The sequence below is a fragment of the Shinella sp. GW821-FHT11G07 genome, from assembly GCF_058808115.1.
In genome coordinates this window covers 302,964-318,518 of the sequence record NZ_JBXARJ010000008.1, presented here as the reverse complement: position 1 = coordinate 318,518, position 15,555 = coordinate 302,964, and the positions used below count along the sequence as shown (strand labels likewise).

17 protein-coding genes are annotated in these 15,555 nt (G+C 52.3%); 5 read left to right on the top strand and 12 right to left on the bottom strand.

Going from position 1 to position 15,555, the window contains the following annotated elements:
- Nucleotides 1–10: 10 nt before the first annotated feature.
- From AC1RT2_RS17875 to AC1RT2_RS17850, 6 genes are read right to left on the bottom strand one after another with little or no spacing between them, the layout of a single operon-like run.
- Entirely contained in the window at nt 11–250 is a 240-nt protein-coding gene (locus AC1RT2_RS17875) for a hypothetical protein (RefSeq protein WP_493103971.1), read from the bottom strand.
- Complete coding sequence (locus AC1RT2_RS17870; protein WP_493103969.1) at nt 247–2,373, bottom strand: portal protein; 2,127 nt, start codon at nt 2,371–2,373, stop codon at nt 247–249. The genes AC1RT2_RS17875 and AC1RT2_RS17870 overlap by 4 nt, the downstream gene beginning before the upstream one ends.
- A gap of 46 nt (nt 2,374–2,419) precedes the next feature.
- Complete coding sequence (locus tag AC1RT2_RS17865) at nt 2,420–3,841, bottom strand: hypothetical protein (RefSeq protein WP_493103966.1); 1,422 nt, start codon at nt 3,839–3,841, stop codon at nt 2,420–2,422.
- Between the two features lie 30 nt (nt 3,842–3,871).
- Entirely contained in the window at nt 3,872–4,264 is a 393-nt protein-coding gene (locus AC1RT2_RS17860) for a hypothetical protein (protein ID WP_493103964.1), read from the bottom strand.
- On the bottom strand, nt 4,261–4,683 hold the full coding sequence (locus AC1RT2_RS17855) for a hypothetical protein (protein ID WP_493103962.1): 423 nt from the start codon (nt 4,681–4,683) through the stop codon (nt 4,261–4,263). The genes AC1RT2_RS17860 and AC1RT2_RS17855 overlap by 4 nt, the downstream gene beginning before the upstream one ends.
- Entirely contained in the window at nt 4,667–4,906 is a 240-nt protein-coding gene (locus AC1RT2_RS17850; RefSeq protein ID WP_493103960.1) for a hypothetical protein, read from the bottom strand. Before AC1RT2_RS17850 ends, AC1RT2_RS17855 begins: the two co-directional genes overlap by 17 nt.
- Nucleotides 4,907–4,981: 75 nt before the next feature.
- Here AC1RT2_RS17850 and AC1RT2_RS17845 point away from each other — a divergent pair, with 75 nt between their 5' ends.
- Nucleotides 4,982–5,320 (top strand): hypothetical protein, encoded by a 339-nt coding sequence (locus AC1RT2_RS17845; RefSeq protein WP_493103958.1) that lies wholly within the window; start codon nt 4,982–4,984, stop codon nt 5,318–5,320.
- A 68-nt stretch (nt 5,321–5,388) separates the two neighbouring features.
- Here AC1RT2_RS17845 and AC1RT2_RS17840 read toward each other — a convergent pair whose 3' ends face one another.
- Nucleotides 5,389–6,300, bottom strand: coding sequence for a DUF2806 domain-containing protein (locus tag AC1RT2_RS17840; RefSeq protein WP_493103956.1), 912 nt, complete (start codon nt 6,298–6,300; stop codon nt 5,389–5,391).
- 210 nt (nt 6,301–6,510) lie between these two features.
- Here AC1RT2_RS17840 and AC1RT2_RS17835 point away from each other — a divergent pair, with 210 nt between their 5' ends.
- Together AC1RT2_RS17835 and AC1RT2_RS17830 are read left to right on the top strand one after the other, a co-directional pair.
- On the top strand, nt 6,511–6,858 hold the full coding sequence (locus AC1RT2_RS17835; RefSeq protein ID WP_493103954.1) for a hypothetical protein: 348 nt from the start codon (nt 6,511–6,513) through the stop codon (nt 6,856–6,858).
- 375 nt (nt 6,859–7,233) lie between these two features.
- On the top strand, nt 7,234–7,851 hold the full coding sequence (locus AC1RT2_RS17830; RefSeq protein ID WP_493103952.1) for a recombinase family protein: 618 nt from the start codon (nt 7,234–7,236) through the stop codon (nt 7,849–7,851).
- A 167-nt stretch (nt 7,852–8,018) separates the two neighbouring features.
- Here the strand turns inward: AC1RT2_RS17830 and AC1RT2_RS17825 are convergent, their stop codons facing one another.
- Complete coding sequence (locus AC1RT2_RS17825) at nt 8,019–8,414, bottom strand: hypothetical protein (RefSeq protein ID WP_493103950.1); 396 nt, start codon at nt 8,412–8,414, stop codon at nt 8,019–8,021.
- A gap of 749 nt (nt 8,415–9,163) precedes the next feature.
- Between AC1RT2_RS17825 and AC1RT2_RS17820 the strand changes: the two genes are divergently transcribed.
- Entirely contained in the window at nt 9,164–11,548 is a 2,385-nt protein-coding gene (locus AC1RT2_RS17820; RefSeq protein WP_493103948.1) for a DEAD/DEAH box helicase family protein, read from the top strand.
- Nucleotides 11,549–11,559: 11 nt separating this feature from the next.
- Here the strand turns inward: AC1RT2_RS17820 and AC1RT2_RS17815 are convergent, their stop codons facing one another.
- Together AC1RT2_RS17815 and AC1RT2_RS17810 are read right to left on the bottom strand one after the other, a co-directional pair.
- On the bottom strand, nt 11,560–12,102 hold the full coding sequence (locus AC1RT2_RS17815; protein ID WP_493103946.1) for a hypothetical protein: 543 nt from the start codon (nt 12,100–12,102) through the stop codon (nt 11,560–11,562).
- A 406-nt stretch (nt 12,103–12,508) separates the two neighbouring features.
- Nucleotides 12,509–13,024, bottom strand: a complete 516-nt coding sequence (locus AC1RT2_RS17810) for a hypothetical protein (RefSeq protein WP_493103944.1) — start codon at nt 13,022–13,024, stop codon at nt 12,509–12,511.
- 1,352 nt (nt 13,025–14,376) lie between these two features.
- Here AC1RT2_RS17810 and AC1RT2_RS17805 point away from each other — a divergent pair.
- Nucleotides 14,377–14,586 (top strand): hypothetical protein, encoded by a 210-nt coding sequence (locus AC1RT2_RS17805; protein ID WP_493103942.1) that lies wholly within the window; start codon nt 14,377–14,379, stop codon nt 14,584–14,586.
- Nucleotides 14,587–14,782: 196 nt separating this feature from the next.
- Here the strand turns inward: AC1RT2_RS17805 and AC1RT2_RS17800 are convergent, their stop codons facing one another.
- Both AC1RT2_RS17800 and AC1RT2_RS17795 read right to left on the bottom strand, forming a co-directional pair.
- Nucleotides 14,783–14,941 (bottom strand): hypothetical protein, encoded by a 159-nt coding sequence (locus AC1RT2_RS17800; protein WP_493103940.1) that lies wholly within the window; start codon nt 14,939–14,941, stop codon nt 14,783–14,785.
- 107 nt (nt 14,942–15,048) lie between these two features.
- Nucleotides 15,049–15,354, bottom strand: coding sequence for a hypothetical protein (locus AC1RT2_RS17795; protein WP_493103938.1), 306 nt, complete (start codon nt 15,352–15,354; stop codon nt 15,049–15,051).
- Between the last annotated feature and the right edge of the window lie 201 nt (nt 15,355–15,555).

Below are 15,555 nucleotides of genomic sequence, written 5' to 3'. Positions count from 1 at the left end.
TCGTTGGTATTTAGCGTTCTTCGTCCTTTGCGGATTCGAATTTGGCTTGTTCAACGTATTTAGCGATGCGATCCGTTACGAGTTTGAAACCGTGTGCGAGCGAATGTACGTTGCTCAATTCTTCGCTGTTGCCAATTTTCGTGTTTTTGAATGCCGCAAAGACATCGGCTTCAATCCAGCCGATAACGGCTTTGAAGTCCTCGTTTTCCTGTAGACGCTTTGCGGCGTTAGCTTTGTCAAAGACGTTCATTGCGGCATCCCCATCGGGTTAGCTGGCGGCATAGGCGGCTGCGTAGGCGGTTGTTGTTCGGGCATAGGCGGCTGTTGTGGTGCCGGTGCTGGCGGTGCAGCCTGTGCGACCGGCAACGGCACGGGATTGCGCGGCAAGTCCTGTTCCAGCTTCATGCGCTCGATATCCACCTGTGCCGCGTATTTCGCGCGGATTTCGGCTTCCTTGAGTGCAAAGTCTTGCGCCATGCCATCGCGCTTCAGGTCCAATTCGGCTTGGAATTTCGCCATCTGGAATTGGCGGTCGGCATCGTCGGACTGCGCTTTAAGCTGTGCCTTGACCTTCTCGACTTCGATCAGACCGGCGTTCGGGTCTACTGGCGGCGGCGGTGGCGATGCAGGCGGCAATGTCGAAGGATCGACAAAGTATGCGCCCGTGTTCTTGAAGCCCTGCACTTCGGCAAGCTTCGACAAGGTTGCATAGATGTTTTGCGGCGCAACGATTGGCGAACCGGTGGACATAAGCTGTTGCTGCTGAGACAGGATGTTCATCAGCGATTGTGTGGACTGGTCGCGGGTGAGAACGCCAAACGCTACAGAGGTCGTGACGTCGAGTTCTGGCGTGAATTGGTCAAGCGCCGGTACGAAACCGTTGGTCAGGCGCGAAACAAGCTGTTGAGCCTCTTCAGGCTTCTGCAACAGAAGGTCCACGACGATACGGGTCAGATATGCGTATCCGCCTTCAGCAAAGAACCGGGACACCATCTCAACAAGCAACTGGCTGGCGTTGGAGCGCTGGTTGGTTGCAGCGGCGGTCGTGCGTTGAAGGTCGGCGGCGTCGAGTGACATCAGGTTAGCGCCGACACCAACCGAGTAGTCGAGCGACTGGCTAAGGCTCTGAATGATCGGCAAGGCCTGCTGACCGGCAAACGGCGGCGCATTGTAGCTGATACCGCCAGTCGGGTCGGTTGAGCGGACAACGCTTCCGGGCGCGACGTTCAAAAGGTCGTCAAGGTTCGTGCTGTCTGGATTGGCGATCTTCAGTGGATGAACAGCCATATGGAGCGAATCCAGCATGGCGCGCTGCATCTTGGTAATCAGCACATGGTCGTCCGAAATTTTATCTGGAATCCCGAGCGAAAACAACGTGTTAGCCAGAGGAAATGGAATCATCGGCGCGTAGGGAAAGTATGGGCTGGTCTCTTCGTAGTCGAGCAAGACCGGGCTATCCAGATCACCAGCAAGGATAAGCCGGTACGGGCGCGTCTTCTTGTCGAGCTTCAGGCGGGAGAAGATCGTGTAGACTTCTACGTCATCGCCTGAGATGCCTTGTTCGCTATCGATGTCGCGGGTGCGCTCAAGTGCGATGCCATCGGTCTTGTCTGATGCAAGCGGAATGGCTTTGACCTTCTTGGCGTCAAAACCCATTTCAATGAGGGCCTGCTTGCCGATCACCTTGCGATGTCCCTGGACTTTTGCAGCGATGCCGCCTGTCTCTGGATCAATCTTAGCGTCCTTCGAAACGACGAAATCTTCCGGTGCGACGGCAAGAACCGAGAATACGGGCGTCTTGCGGATGGTGCGGATTTTCAGGTCGCGAACCATGCCCATTGGACCGGGGTAGGGCTTGCCTGCCTGTTCGATGACGATCTGACCGGCTTGTTCTTGCTGATCGAAATCGACCAACTGTTCGTCGGGAATGCCTTTCACCGTTTGCGGAAGGGATTCCTGTGTGACGGTCTCGAATTCGACGGTAGCGATGCCAAGACCAGTCAACAGGCCTGATTGAAGCCATGGCTGAAGGTAGGAGAGGTGGCGGTTCTTCGTCTTGAGAATCCAGTTGACGGTTTGCGTTTGCTGTCGAGCAATGGCTTCGTCTTCAGGACCAAATGGCAGGAATTCGCAGACGTTTTCAGGTGCGTCGAAGATACGGATTAGCTGAGCAGTCATCCAATCGACGCGCTGTTGCACTTCCGGTGACACCCACTTAGAGCGCCCGCGAAGCTTGTCGTCACCCGGAAGGGCGGCGCGCTTGTAATATTTTAGGGCCTGTTCTTGCTTGTTTGCAATGTTTGAATTTGAGAAGTTGACGGCGTCTTTCAGTCGCGTTCCAACCATCTTCAGGATATCGTCTTCGGTCGTCATATACCTTTCTCGAAAGAGTGTTCTTTCGCGTATTTAGCGGCGGGGTTCATTCGAAGGATTGGAGGTTGTCGTACACAATTGGCTTCGACCAATTCCACTTCGATGCAAAGCGCGTTTTGGACACGGCAAACGAAATGGCGAGCGCGTCGGCATAGTCTGGAGAACGACCGCCAAGGCGCTTTTTAATCGCCTTTTTATCCTCCAGTTTGATCTTGCCGGAACCGTCTTCGTACGTCGGCGTGGCAAGCTCTTCGATCAATCGTTGATGGTTCGGGATGCTGACATTCTCAGAGTGAATCCATTCCCGCATTTCCCACCAAAGCTGATCCCTTATTCGGCTAAATCTATCGGGCGAACGTGTTGGCGTTCCGGCGAAGATGCAGGCGTGAACGGGAAGTCCCCAATCCTTGAGGATGGAATAGACACCATTACCGAGACCAGTCGCATCAATCGAGATAACGGCTGGTCGGTCCTTCTTCGGTGCCTTTTCGTAAAGTTCCCGAATTTTGTAGGCGAGGGGAGTCGGCTCCAAACCTTGCCACTCGTGAAAGCGAAGTAGCGTGTTGTCATGCCTGATCGCCATCACGGATTGGTCCTTGCCAGCACCAGCCGGGTCCAAGCCCCATACGTGAGGGACATTGTCCGCTGGTACGCATTCTTCATTGAGAACGGCGGCGTCGATGAATTCGCGGTTGATCAGCCCGTCAACGTCTGAAAGCGGGAATTCGCCTTCGACCATCACGCGATATTGGCGAGAGGTTGGACCGCCGTAGTTTTTCGCAAGCTGCTGAAATGTGACCGGGTCGAAATGCGGCGAGTCCGCCATCTTGCCGTGAACCTGTGTCCATTCAGCGGAAATGTCGGGATCGCAATGGGTACGCCAGAAGAAGCCGGATGCTTTCGACGGGTTCGATACTAAGCAGAGCTTGGCGTTCGGGTCGGTCAGGACGTTGAGCAGAACGCTTAGAACCTCGTCATCGACGCCGGATGCCTCATCCACCAGTACGAAGTTGTTCTTGGCGTGGATACCACGGGCGCTATCAGGCCTGTCGCCGCTCGCCAGACGCATATCGGCAAAGCAGGACGCCGGATTGACCTTGCGGCTAATTCGGGTCGCCTGAACGTCGTACGCGTCCTTGAACATCGGATGCATGCGACCGTGCAGGATTTGTAGTTCCTTCCAGATGCCGCCCTTCAGGTTCGGTTCTGAAGGTCCGAATACGGATACCTGCACCTCGTCATGGCAGAGCAAGGCCCACCACGTAACGATGGCTTCGCAATGCGTCTTGCCGAAGCCGACACCACCGCGAAAGGTGATCGTCCGTTTGGTACGGAAAGCTTCGCAGAATTCGCGCTGCTTTGGAGTGAGGTCTGAATTGAAGACCTGTTTTGCAAAGACCGCGATATCGCCGTGATACAGGTCTAGAAGCTGTCTAAGCTCCTGAAGATTTTGGGTATTGTCCGTCATCCGCTATTTAGCGGGACCACATTTTACCCGTTACTTCTTAGGGGCAATCAGCCGCAACAGAATGTCTTTCACAGCGTCTTTCAATGCGCCCGGGTCGCGAGCATAAGCCTTTGCAATCCCGATGATCGCTTCAGCCAGATACATGCTGATGAGGCCCACGATAAAAGCTACTCCGCTGATAACTTGCGGGTCGGGAATGCCCAAAGCCAATACGAATATGGGGGTGAGATAATAGCTCGACACCGCACCAGTGAAGCCGCCGATAATCCGCTCTGTAAGGGTGCCCGATTTGGCGAGGTACGCACGCACGAGACCGCCAAGAAAACCGGCGATCAGATAAGATGATTGACCACCATCGGCAAAGCCATTGGCGGATGCGAAAAGAAGTAGGGCGGTGAAGCCGGTAACAATCCAATCAATCACTTGTCTTCACCCGGCACCGGCACAAACGCGGCGTCTTCTACCGGGGTAGGCGTGATGTCGATTGTCTTGCTATTGTCGGTCAAACGCATCGAATTGACCTGTGCGAGCATGTCCGCAATGCTGTGAGAGTGCGACACCTTCACCTCGCTTTGCGTTGCCGCCTTGGCAATGAACGGCGAGAGCAAATACTCAGCCGCCTTGATGCGTGCCATGTCGTTCTTGCTGTTCTGCATGACATCAGCCATGATCTGGACGGCTTCAAGCGTCTTCTCAGACATCGCATCTTTGACTTCTTGCGGCAGCGCCTTGCGACCACCACCGGAACCTAGACCACCGCGACCATCGCCCTTTTTGAAGCCGATCTTTCGCATGTGTTCCGCGTGTTCTGGCGTCTTTCGTTTGTCAATCTTCGCTGTCAACAACGCGTCCTCCAAATGTCTTGAGAAACGCGTATGCATCGTCCTCGTATACGAAGTTGGCAACGAAGTCCTTTGGGGTAATCGCCAGCGTAAAATCGTCTGAAATCAGGTTACGAATGCGCGCACCGAATTTCCGATCAACCCACCCGTCGAAGTCGTTTTCTTCCCGGGCTTGTGTCATTTCTGCGAGATAGCCGCGTGGGAAATCAAAACGAACTTTCAAAATTTCTGTTGCCTTCTGTGGTGAATTAGGTTTGACGTATTTAGCGGCGAAACGAATTGCAAAAGGAGTCGAACGATGAGCACGTTTTTAGAGTACGCAAAGGGCTACGAAGTTCGAGATAGCGAACACATTGCAAAGTTTCTCGCGGCGCTCTTGAAGCAGAAAAGGGCCTTCGAAACAGGTCCGCTCAATCGACGTAGTTGGGTACAGGAAGACGGCGAAGGCTATCGCATCAAGCTGGGAAAACTTGAAACGGTCTATCGCGTCCGTGAGAAGACCGACGTTAGTGCGTTCCTGCACAAGGCTGCTGTTGGTGCGCAAACCGAAGACGATTTCCGCGCACTCATTGAGAAGACTTACGGCGGCGCTGAACCCGCAAAGACGCGCAAGCCGCGTAAGCCAAAGGCTGAGTAAGTGTGTGACTGCTGAAAACACGAAAGCCGCCCGGTGAAGGCGGCTTCACTTGCCGTGGAAACCACGGATTACTCTTGCGTCATGGCGGAGACAATCATTGTTTCCCACTCGTTCCTTGAATTTATGGGGCATGCGACTGTGTATCCATCGTCTGTCCAACGCATAAGGGTTTGGTGAAGGTTGTAAAGATTTGGTCGGGCACCCGAAATAGGGAATAGCTCCCTGCCCACCTGCGTAATTGCTGCCATTCCAATGTAAAGTGATTGCCCGAGTGTGGACAACGGTGCGATAATCTCGACCGGTGCCCCATAATATCGTGGGACAATAACCTCTTCTTCGAAGCTCATGGCAAGGTCGTCAGAGGATATTGTTACCAAGCCCAATGACGCAAGGTGCAGTAACTTACCATATGAGAACCAGTCGCTTCGAAACGAGCCGGGATAACTGTACCATATCGTCACTGTCTGGTCGTCGGGGAATGATTCCCATGCGCAGGCACAGAATTCGGTAAAGAGGTTCGCATCTTCTTTAGACAGCGTCGAAACAACGTCGATTGTTTTTTTTGAGAATGAGCGCGGGGTATTTGCCTCTTCAGCCAATATTCGAGCCCAGAACTCTTGCATTTCTTCATCAGACACGATGCGTGCTTTGCTGAACACGTGTGCCAGCCAGTCGTTTTCGAGCACGTCCGTTCTGGCATCCTTGCCGATGTGGGGTATCGCCTTATAGGTAATTGACTCGATATTGTGTTGTTCGATGGCTTGCTGGCGGATCAAACGTGCTATTCCGCGTTGCTCGATTTCCGATAGCTCTATCCGCGAAAGCGCTGCGATCCTAGCCGTTTCGGCGGCGGCTTCGGCTTCGGCTTTGGCAACGCGTTTAATCTGCCCGGGCTTAGCAATTCCGCCCACGGCATCTGAGACTTTCTCGATGAAGGTCGTGATAGGTTGCGCGAGGTCGCCGATGTTTATGAGCGTCATTCTTAGTCGATTCCCGTTGGCACCTATAGATTGTAGGTTGCCGCTGTATGTTCATCAAGCACGACGCCGATGATGAAGTGCTACATCACTTGATCAGGAGCGCGGCACCGATTTAAAACCAAAGCCCAACTCGCCAAATGTCCGTCCCATCACTGGTTCACCGAGCGATTGCCGATAGGCTGACTTCCGATAGAGCAAGGGACACGAATCTTGAAAAAAATAGCGGTGCTGATCGGACTGACGCTCTTTGGTCCTGCGCTACTTTTCACCGGCATTCAGTGGACACTCAACGGCGAGTTTCCACGCACAGGCGGTGGTGGATTTATCCAAGCAGAAAACCCCGTCGCTTTCGCTCTCGTGATGCTGGTATGGTTCGCGGTGACGATACCGATGGCTTTGGCAGGCATCGGCGTGGCAATGGGGTACGCACTGTCCAGAATGGACCCCAACGATCAAAGACACTACAGAGCACGTAAGGTTCTAGTCTCCGCAAACAATTGCATTTGGTCGTTTTTGAAATGGCTGAACACCATCACCGATTTCAAGCGTGGAAAGTAAGCGCCGGATCAGAAGTCTGTGAAAAATAAAAAATCGTGGGGGGCGACGTAATAGAGATTTTTTGGTGCGCAGCGGGGCAAGCGCCTGTGTGCGTAGCCAAAATTCGGCGATTTTTCGGGTGATTTTCGCGGTCGGCATGAGTGCGCCGTGGTCCCGTGATGATGGCGCAATTGTAGTGGAAATCGGCGGTTGAGTCAATGGCTATGTGGTTGATTGGACTCGATAATCCTTGCATCTACCTTCGGTATGGTTTACTATGGGTATAGCTATGATAAACCAGATATCGACTGTGGTTTCTCAGGCTGTTGCGGACACTCGACAACGCCAGAATGACACCATGACACTGAACCACATTAAATGAACCAAGAGACCCACATGCATGTACGTGCCTACCTTCGCGCATCCACCGATGAACAGGATGCCAACCGAGCCAAAGCCGATCTTATCAAGTTCGCCCATGACCACGGGATGAAGATCGCGACCTTCTATGCCGAGCACGAAAGCGGTGCGAAGCTGAAGCGACCTGAACTGTTCCGCCTCCTATCCGAAAGCCATCCCGGCGATATCCTTCTGATAGAACAGGTTGACCGACTGTCCCGCCTTGATGAAGCCGACTGGCTGAAGCTGCGCGCTGAGGTAAACGCCAAGCAGGTACGTATCGTGGCGCTCGATTTGCCCACATCGTGGACGTTCTCCGCACCATCGGACGAATTCACCAGCCGCATGTTCCAAGCGTTCAATTCGATGATGCTCGACATGCTGGCTGCTATCGCTCGCAAAGACTACGAAGACCGTCGTAGACGCCAAGCGCAGGGCATTGCGAAGGCGAAGGAAGGCGGACTGTATAAAGGCAAGCGTGAGGACGTGAGGCGCAATAAGGCTATGGCTGACATGCTGGTAAAGGGTATGAGCTATAGTCAAGTGCAGGCGGCTACAGGTGCTAGCCGTGCGACCGTGGCGAAGATCGCTAAACGACTGCACGAACAGCCGTGACTCTACCGTGACTCTATTGCGACTAGCGCGTAATAATATTGCGTGGTGTTGTAATATTGTTGTTCAGTAGTATGGTATGCTAACTATTATGTGCCGGAATTCTGGCGACTATACGAGGCGAGGGCGGGAAATGTCATCAATGTAAGGATGTTACTTCTTCTCATCTTTCAGCCACCAACCCATTTCTCTACAACTTGACCGCATGGGCGCATGAAATACACCGATGAGGTGTGTCTCTCGCCATCAGCTTTCTTATAGTAGAGATCGACGCTGGTGATTACGTAGCCGAACCACGCGTCCACAAATCCCAAATTTGGCTTCTCAATTTGCGCATTACAGCAGCCGGGCACTTCTTTTCTATAGTCGTCCACGGTTTCAATATGAGCCGGGATAGCGCCTCTGTTTCGGGCAAGCTCGTACCCAATGGCGGTATCGATCAAGAATTCGTCCGTGCTGAAGAACCCGCCGTCATAGCAAAATCTGTTTTTGCCGAGGGTGTATGGTACGATCAAGAGGACTGCGACTGCAACAAAGATGGCGGTTTTCAAGTTGATGTACGTCATTCCCCGACCGCGCCTTCCAGCATCCCCTACGGCTGATATAATACACGGGGACCTGATTGACGAGCTATCCGCCGTCTCGATTGTTTTCAGCCAATTGCTATGACGACAATGGTGCTTGCTACGCAAGCGGTCGCTTCGCTCCATAACAGGTCTTTGGATGTTGGTGGGTTCAGGCGCAACAGCGATCATTGATCCCTACGGGATACAGGAGGAAAAAGAATATGCCTTCGGCTATTCGTTGGATTGCATGACCATTTCATTTTTCAAATCTAATGTGTCACGTTTTCCTTAAAAGAACCCATTATAGGTTTTCGTGACAGTTTAGATTCAAGAATCCATAGGAAGACCGAAGGTCTATTTTCTTTCCTCCTGAGACCGAAGGTCTAACCAATCGCTGTTGCGCCTGAAACTACCAATCTCAAAATGCCTGTTAAAGGAGTGCCGCAAGGCGCGACACGGGCGTAGCCCGACCTACTATCCTATTGATTTTGTTGTTGACTATTTCGTGTCGACGATGTACAATTGCCCCTATCAGATGACGAAATTCGCTCTCTGAAAAATCCCCATCTACTAAATAAAAGCATCTGGAACGAAACCACTCGGAAAGCGGCTTCTGTTCAGAGGTCATTTTCGTCGGTTTGGTTCCGCACCTGTACTGCTCAATAAGAAAAGAGTCTGAAGGGTCATAGCGCGTTCCGAGTGGTCGCTATGACCCTTTTCTTTTTTTGAGCAATTAACAGGTTGAAAGGATGAATTCACTTAAGTTTTACTACGTCGACTCGCATACCGGTTCAGGCAAGACATACGCGCTGCGGTTCGTTATCAATCCCAATTCAAGAGCCATCATTGGCACGCCGCGCACTGGGATTAGCAATGAGATTGCCGCCGACCTTCGGGACCGAAACCTTGGCATCACAGTCAAAGTCATCAGCGGGAAGACGCATGCGAAATGCAGCAAAGCTTTCCGTGAGGCAGTGAAATCAGGAAAGTACGCCGTTATCATCGCCAACCACGCCGTCGTTATGCGCAAGTACGCCGGCGCTGAAGAGACCGATCCTTGCCTCACGGCTGACTATGATCTGTACATTGACGAAGCGCCCAAGGTTGATGAAGCGGTTAGCCTGAAGGAAGAGCACGAGCATCTGAAAGAAGCGTTCGCTTCGGTCCTTCACGGACATATTGGCATCGATGCCGCATTCCATGAACTGGGCTATACGAAACACGTCGCCGATGTTCTCGACAAGCACAAAAGGATGAGCGGCGCGGCGGTCACGCAGTTCAGCGATTCATACATCCGCTTTTGCCACGCTCGGAAAGACCCTGACTATCGGGTCGTGATCCGTGCGGACGAGCTTCGCCGTTATCATGACGCCGATACGACCGGCAATGAGGACGGCGGTGAAGACGTGTATACGCTGCATTTCCACCTTCTGAAGCAGCCGTCGATTTTGGATGGTTATAAGACAGTAACCTTCATGGCGGCGAACTTCCTCCACATGGAAGTGTATCGCCATTGGGAACGCTTGGTGGATTTCGTCCCGCATCCGGTGATGACCGACCGCCTCCGCTATAGCGATTTCTCGCACAAGGCTGGCTTGTTCCATATCCACTTTCTTTCGGAAATTCATGGATCATGGGCAAAGCAGCAAGAGATTGGATATCAGCACTTCTTAAACAAGATGAAGGATGCATTCCTTGCCCGGTTTGGCAATGTCGAGCACATCTTTTGCGTCAAAAAGAACAAGCCGAAGCTTGGTGAGGAACCTTACATTTGGGGTCTCGATAGTGAGCACAATCCGGACGGAAAGGGACATCGCCTTGACCCAAGCGCCAAAGGTCTCAACAGCTACCAGCACATCACATACGCTCTTCATCTGGTGCCTTTGAACCCGCCGACGCGCACGTTCAAATTCAAGAACGACTATTTCAACATGGACGGCGAGGCACTAAAGGCGGCTATCGCGTACGAGTCACACTACCAATTCGCTTCCCGCACCAATGCACGCGATTTCGATGACCGTCGCGAAACCCATATCTTCGTCTTGGATCGTCGCGCGGCTGAAGAGCTTGCTGAAAAGTATGGTCCTGCTTGTGCTGGCGAACCGCAATTCTTCGACATCGGAATTCCGGAATTGTCAAAAGCGAAACAGGAAGCAAAGACGACAAAAGAACGAAAGGCAAATCAACGAAAGAGAGAGAAAATGGAACAGAACGACCACGAAAACACCATCCAATACAACGATTTCTTGTTTCGCCAGTGGGTAAACAAGGGTGATGTCATGCCAACTCAGGTGCCGCTTCGGTGGTCTGAAGTGGTCGCGTACCTGACACATACTGCGACGAACAACACCCTTAAATCAAAATCAAATTCAGCGGAATTTCGCGAAGGCTTCTTCAAAGACCTTGATGTTCATACGCTCAAGGGAAACATCATGTCAGCGAAACTGATGCTAATGGATATCGACAAGGCAACGCGTGATCCTGCCGAACTTGTAGCATTCTTCAGGCGTAACGGAATGTCCGTTCTGCTCATTCATAGCTTCAGTAGCACGCCGCTTGAACCGCGTTTCCATCTTATCATACCGATGTCTGAAGCCGTGAACCAAGAGAATTATGCCCGCATTTTTAACCTGCTCAAGGCTGACATTGAAGCGGCATTCGGTGATGCGTTTGAGGTTGAGGAGAAGTATTTTTCGTTCAATCAGCGGATGTCTATTCCGTACGCTTCGAACTTTAAGGCGGATATGATCATCGACGGCACGGTGTGGAAGGACGTGATGACCTACACCCACGCGTTTCTTGACGTGCGGTTCTTCCTCAATGAGCGCAATGAGGTCGTGAAGTTCAGCAAGAAACCGGCTATCGAGACCGCCAAGCCCGAACAGGCTATGGACAAGAACCGCGACGATCTTGCCCGCGAAGTGATTGACCGTTGGGCAGTAGCGCCGGGGCAGGGGCTTGGACGCAAGCACTTTTACAACGCGGGCGTAGACCTGAAAAAGGCTGGCTTCACATATGCTGAATGCCTTTTGATCCTTGCACAGAACCGGCAGTTCTTTGGACATGGACAAGACCGGGACGCCAAGGCGGTTGCCGATCATGTCTATTCGAACACATGGCGACGGGCGGCATAACAGCCGCCATATCAAGTTCGAGGTTTCAAGTAGATGAAGGACTTCTCAGGCAGGTTTTTCGAGGCACGGATTGCGGTTCCAATAACGCCGTGCAAGACCTTTATGCATAGCTCCATCGCCGCTATTCTTCTTTGCAGGCCTGAAAATTCTAACCCATGGTCGAACTGAAAATGCGGGAATACAAAGTTCTCCCCGTCGTAGTCTTCGTTGTAAATGTCCAGCCTTACGTGAGATAATTCGGTGTCGGAGTGGGCATAAACCTTATTTCTGACCAAGACTATTTCATCGTGCAGAGTTTGTTCGTCATCAGTAAACTCAATATCAAGCAATTCCGGTGTTAGTCTGTTTGGCTTCCCGCCGAAAGATTTGGAGAATGGACGGCAGTATGCGATAATAAATGCCGTCTCATAGCACTTAAATTCCCGCAGCTTAACCTTCGTATAGCGGATATCTTCGTTCAGCTCGTTCAAAAATGTAATGGCACTTAACGCCATTTGTAGGTCACCGTGCCATATGGTGAGCATCTTCAGGAGATCGGTTGAAGCGTCGTTCAAGAGTATCGGTCCCTAACATCATCAAGTTGATAGCACTGTATTAGCCTATCCGCCCCGCGTAGCAATCATCGCTGCCACGATTAGGGCGGCTATCCCGATGGCGAAGTGACCGTTCGCCGATATCTCAGCGATGCCAAAGAGATTGATTGTCAGGGATTCCATGTGCAGCGGTCCTCTCACCAAAAGAAAAAATTGGTGGTGCTGCTTGCTGCTTCGCAGAGTGACTTTGTTCGCGTGTTCGCGCAACCACGATTTTTACGCAAAATTAAGGGCGAAGCGTTGACTCGATCTAACGAGCCTGCATGCGAAAGACCCATGTATTCGCGCCCTTCGACCCGCAAGCCATGCACCGCAAAGCGGGGCGCAAGTCAGCCATATATCGATGCTTGCCGAGCCGGGACGCAATTTAGTCCGTGAGGCGCTCGCATTTGCCGACCGCCACGTAAGGGGTATCCTCGTTGTCCCCATCGGCGTCCATATAGCCGCCTTTGAACATGAGCTGGAAGCGCATCGTTGAGAAATCAAAGATGTAAGTCGAGCCAAAGTACGAGCACTGCATGTCACCATCTATGGTCGCCACAACTTCTCCCGTTGTGACCGGGCGTTGACCGAAGCAGTTACGAAGCTTGTCGTCCGTTCCAAACTCTTTGATGCCAACGGTGTAGAGACGCGCCTTCACGACCGCATATTCAATGTCCATACGTTCGCCAGTGTCGGTGAGCTTGACCAGATAACTTTGATCGTCGTGATTAAAGCTCGTGCCTATCCAGCCGCCATTCTGCGTCGGTGCGACACCGCCCATCGCCTCTGTTTTCCAAAGGTACGTCCCTGAGAAGTCTGGTACGCTTGGCGTCTGTGCCGCCGCCGTCGAAACGATTGAAACAAAAACCGCTAGCGCACGTAAGGTCGGGATGGCGGTCACGATGAATGCTCCGGTGTTTTGACTGGCTCCTGGTTGCATTTGACCTTTACTCGGAACCTTTGCAAGGGCTGTTTCTCTGGCTCGCCCGAACCGGGTTCTTCTTTGTCTGTGCGGACACATTAGGGGCGTTTGGGTTCCGTCTTGTCGCAATGCAAGCGCGTGCTAATATTCTTGGGTCGCAGGAACTCTTCAGCCCCTGTAGCGCGTCCTGCGATATCTGCCAAAGAAGCCGAGGCGATTGTCAGCGTGATCGCTTCGGCTTTTCGTTTCGTTATGGCAGTAAGTCAAAGTTAATAGCGAAGCTCGCCTGCGCTGCGTAGGATGCGCGGATCGGCAGCATGTGAACGCGTATTCCAATCGCAAAAGCGTTCATGTTTTCGCCGCCAATCGGGAGGCTCTTATGCAGCACTCCAATCACTTACAGCCGGAAGAGCTTTCCGAAATTCGGATTATATACGCTGATATCGTGGCGAGCGACTGGTTCGATCCACGCGAGGAAGCCAAGGCGTCATTTGCGCGTTATCTGATCGACACCTTTTCGACCACTCAGATCGATCCTGTACGATTTCGTGCGATTGCTGAATGCTCAGCGCGGTCGCATTATAGCCGTACGAGATAAGAAACATCCGGGGGTGGATGCAGGGACTCGGTGTCAGAGACGACGCCGGGTCCTTTTCGTTCCATGATCAGCATGCGCCAATGCGCGGTGGCAACGAGAGACAATCTCGATTGAACTCACCCGATTTGACTATGCCCGTCTTGCTTGTTCATTCGGCAGTAAATGCTAATGTTCCGTCGCAGTCGTGAATACCCCCTCCTGACCCCCTCAAGCTCGACTGCAAGAAGGAACCCGGCTCGGCAAGGTCGGGTTCCTTTTTTATGGGTTCTTTTTGGGTTGATGGGCTGGCAGACATGATGCCGGGTCCCTTTTCGTTCGACAGACTTCAATATTAGCGTATTGTTGTGCTACCGGTCGCCGTTACAACGGGCGCGACCATGAGAGTTTGACGACTTTCGCCCCAATCTATGAGGCGAAGCTATGTCGCGTAGCTCTGTTATGCTTTTTGCAGACAAGAAAGAGTGGTCGGTAATCGTCATTGAAGACGGTGGCGAGTCTCTTCATCCCTTCCGCCTCCACAAGCATGCAGCCAGTTTCGCCGATGGACAGCGGACGCGCCTCGGTTTTTCGCATATCGATTTCACGGCTTGCGGCAACGCAAATATACCAGTCGCAGGAAGATAGTTTCGCACGTCCGAGTGGGGGACGCCTGCAAGCGGCGGCATGGTTCTGAGTAGCCGTCGCTTGCTCTTCCCGCTCAAGCGGAGTCCAAGCGTTGCGCGCAAACTCAGTCGTGATTTACGTCGAAGATGAAGATTGGGTCGTTGCCGTTTCAGACCCGCACGGCGATACACGACATTCGTTCCGCACACGCGCCTACGCGATTGATTTTGCTGATCGACAGCGCATGAGGCTTAAACTGCCGAAGCACGGGGAACAGCCGAAGAGTGACGGTGTTTCAAGGGTCGTTCTGGTGGAAGACCCGACACCAACCGAATATTGAGATAAAGCGCGTTATATATTGCCCGGGAGGTGCCGAACCACCCTGGAAAAATTTAACGCAAATTCGCGAAATACGGGGTCCGCAAAGCACTGATTCTCAGGCGGTTCAGAGGCCGCTTTTCGTTTTCATCAATCTGAGCAAAGAAAAACCCGACTGCCTGTGCGGTAGCCGGGTCTTCATTTTGTGTATCATGGTCTTACTGCTGATCGGTCTGGTTAGCCCATCGCGTATGATAGGCGTCCATTCTGGCTTTCAGTGCGGCGGACTGGCGATTGTGCCAATGACCAGCCTTGGCACCGAAGGCGATGATAACGCCGCACACGAGCGTGAATGTGAACGCTGATACGGTGATCATGGCGTGTCCCTTTTCACTGTGAGGTTGAAGCCGACGAAGAACAGGAAGTAGGCGAGGATCGCCGCCTTCCACCAGACGATGATGATCATCGTTTCCATGTCGTCACCTCACTGGCTGGTTTGAAACTCGAAAACAGCTTCGTGCAGCTTCTCACTGGCTCGCCAGACAAGTTCGCGCCCTTTGTGAGCAATTGCGCGTGCTTTCGGTTCAGCTACGCCGAGTGATGCAGCCTCACGATACGCGTCAATCGCTTCGCTTGCATTGCGTTTGCATTCCCGCACGTATTCAAGAGCTACCCCATAGTAGCCGGTTTCCAATATCATCCGCTCAACGTCACCGGCACTGTCAATGTAAGTCTGAGCCGTTGTGCAACCAAAGTTCATATGGTTGATGAAGGTTTCGTTCAATGTCATTTGGTATTTCCTGTCAGTGATCGAATGCGGAGAATTCAAACATCATCCGCTTCAGGTTTCGTTTCTGTGAAAGTGCCACTTCGGTTAATCCCATTTCAAGCAGCACCTTTATTTCGTCGTTGTAGTCTTTCATGAAGCCTTTCCGTGCTTCCATATTGGTGAACATTTCGTCGTAGTTGTACATTGTATGTTTGGTAGCCT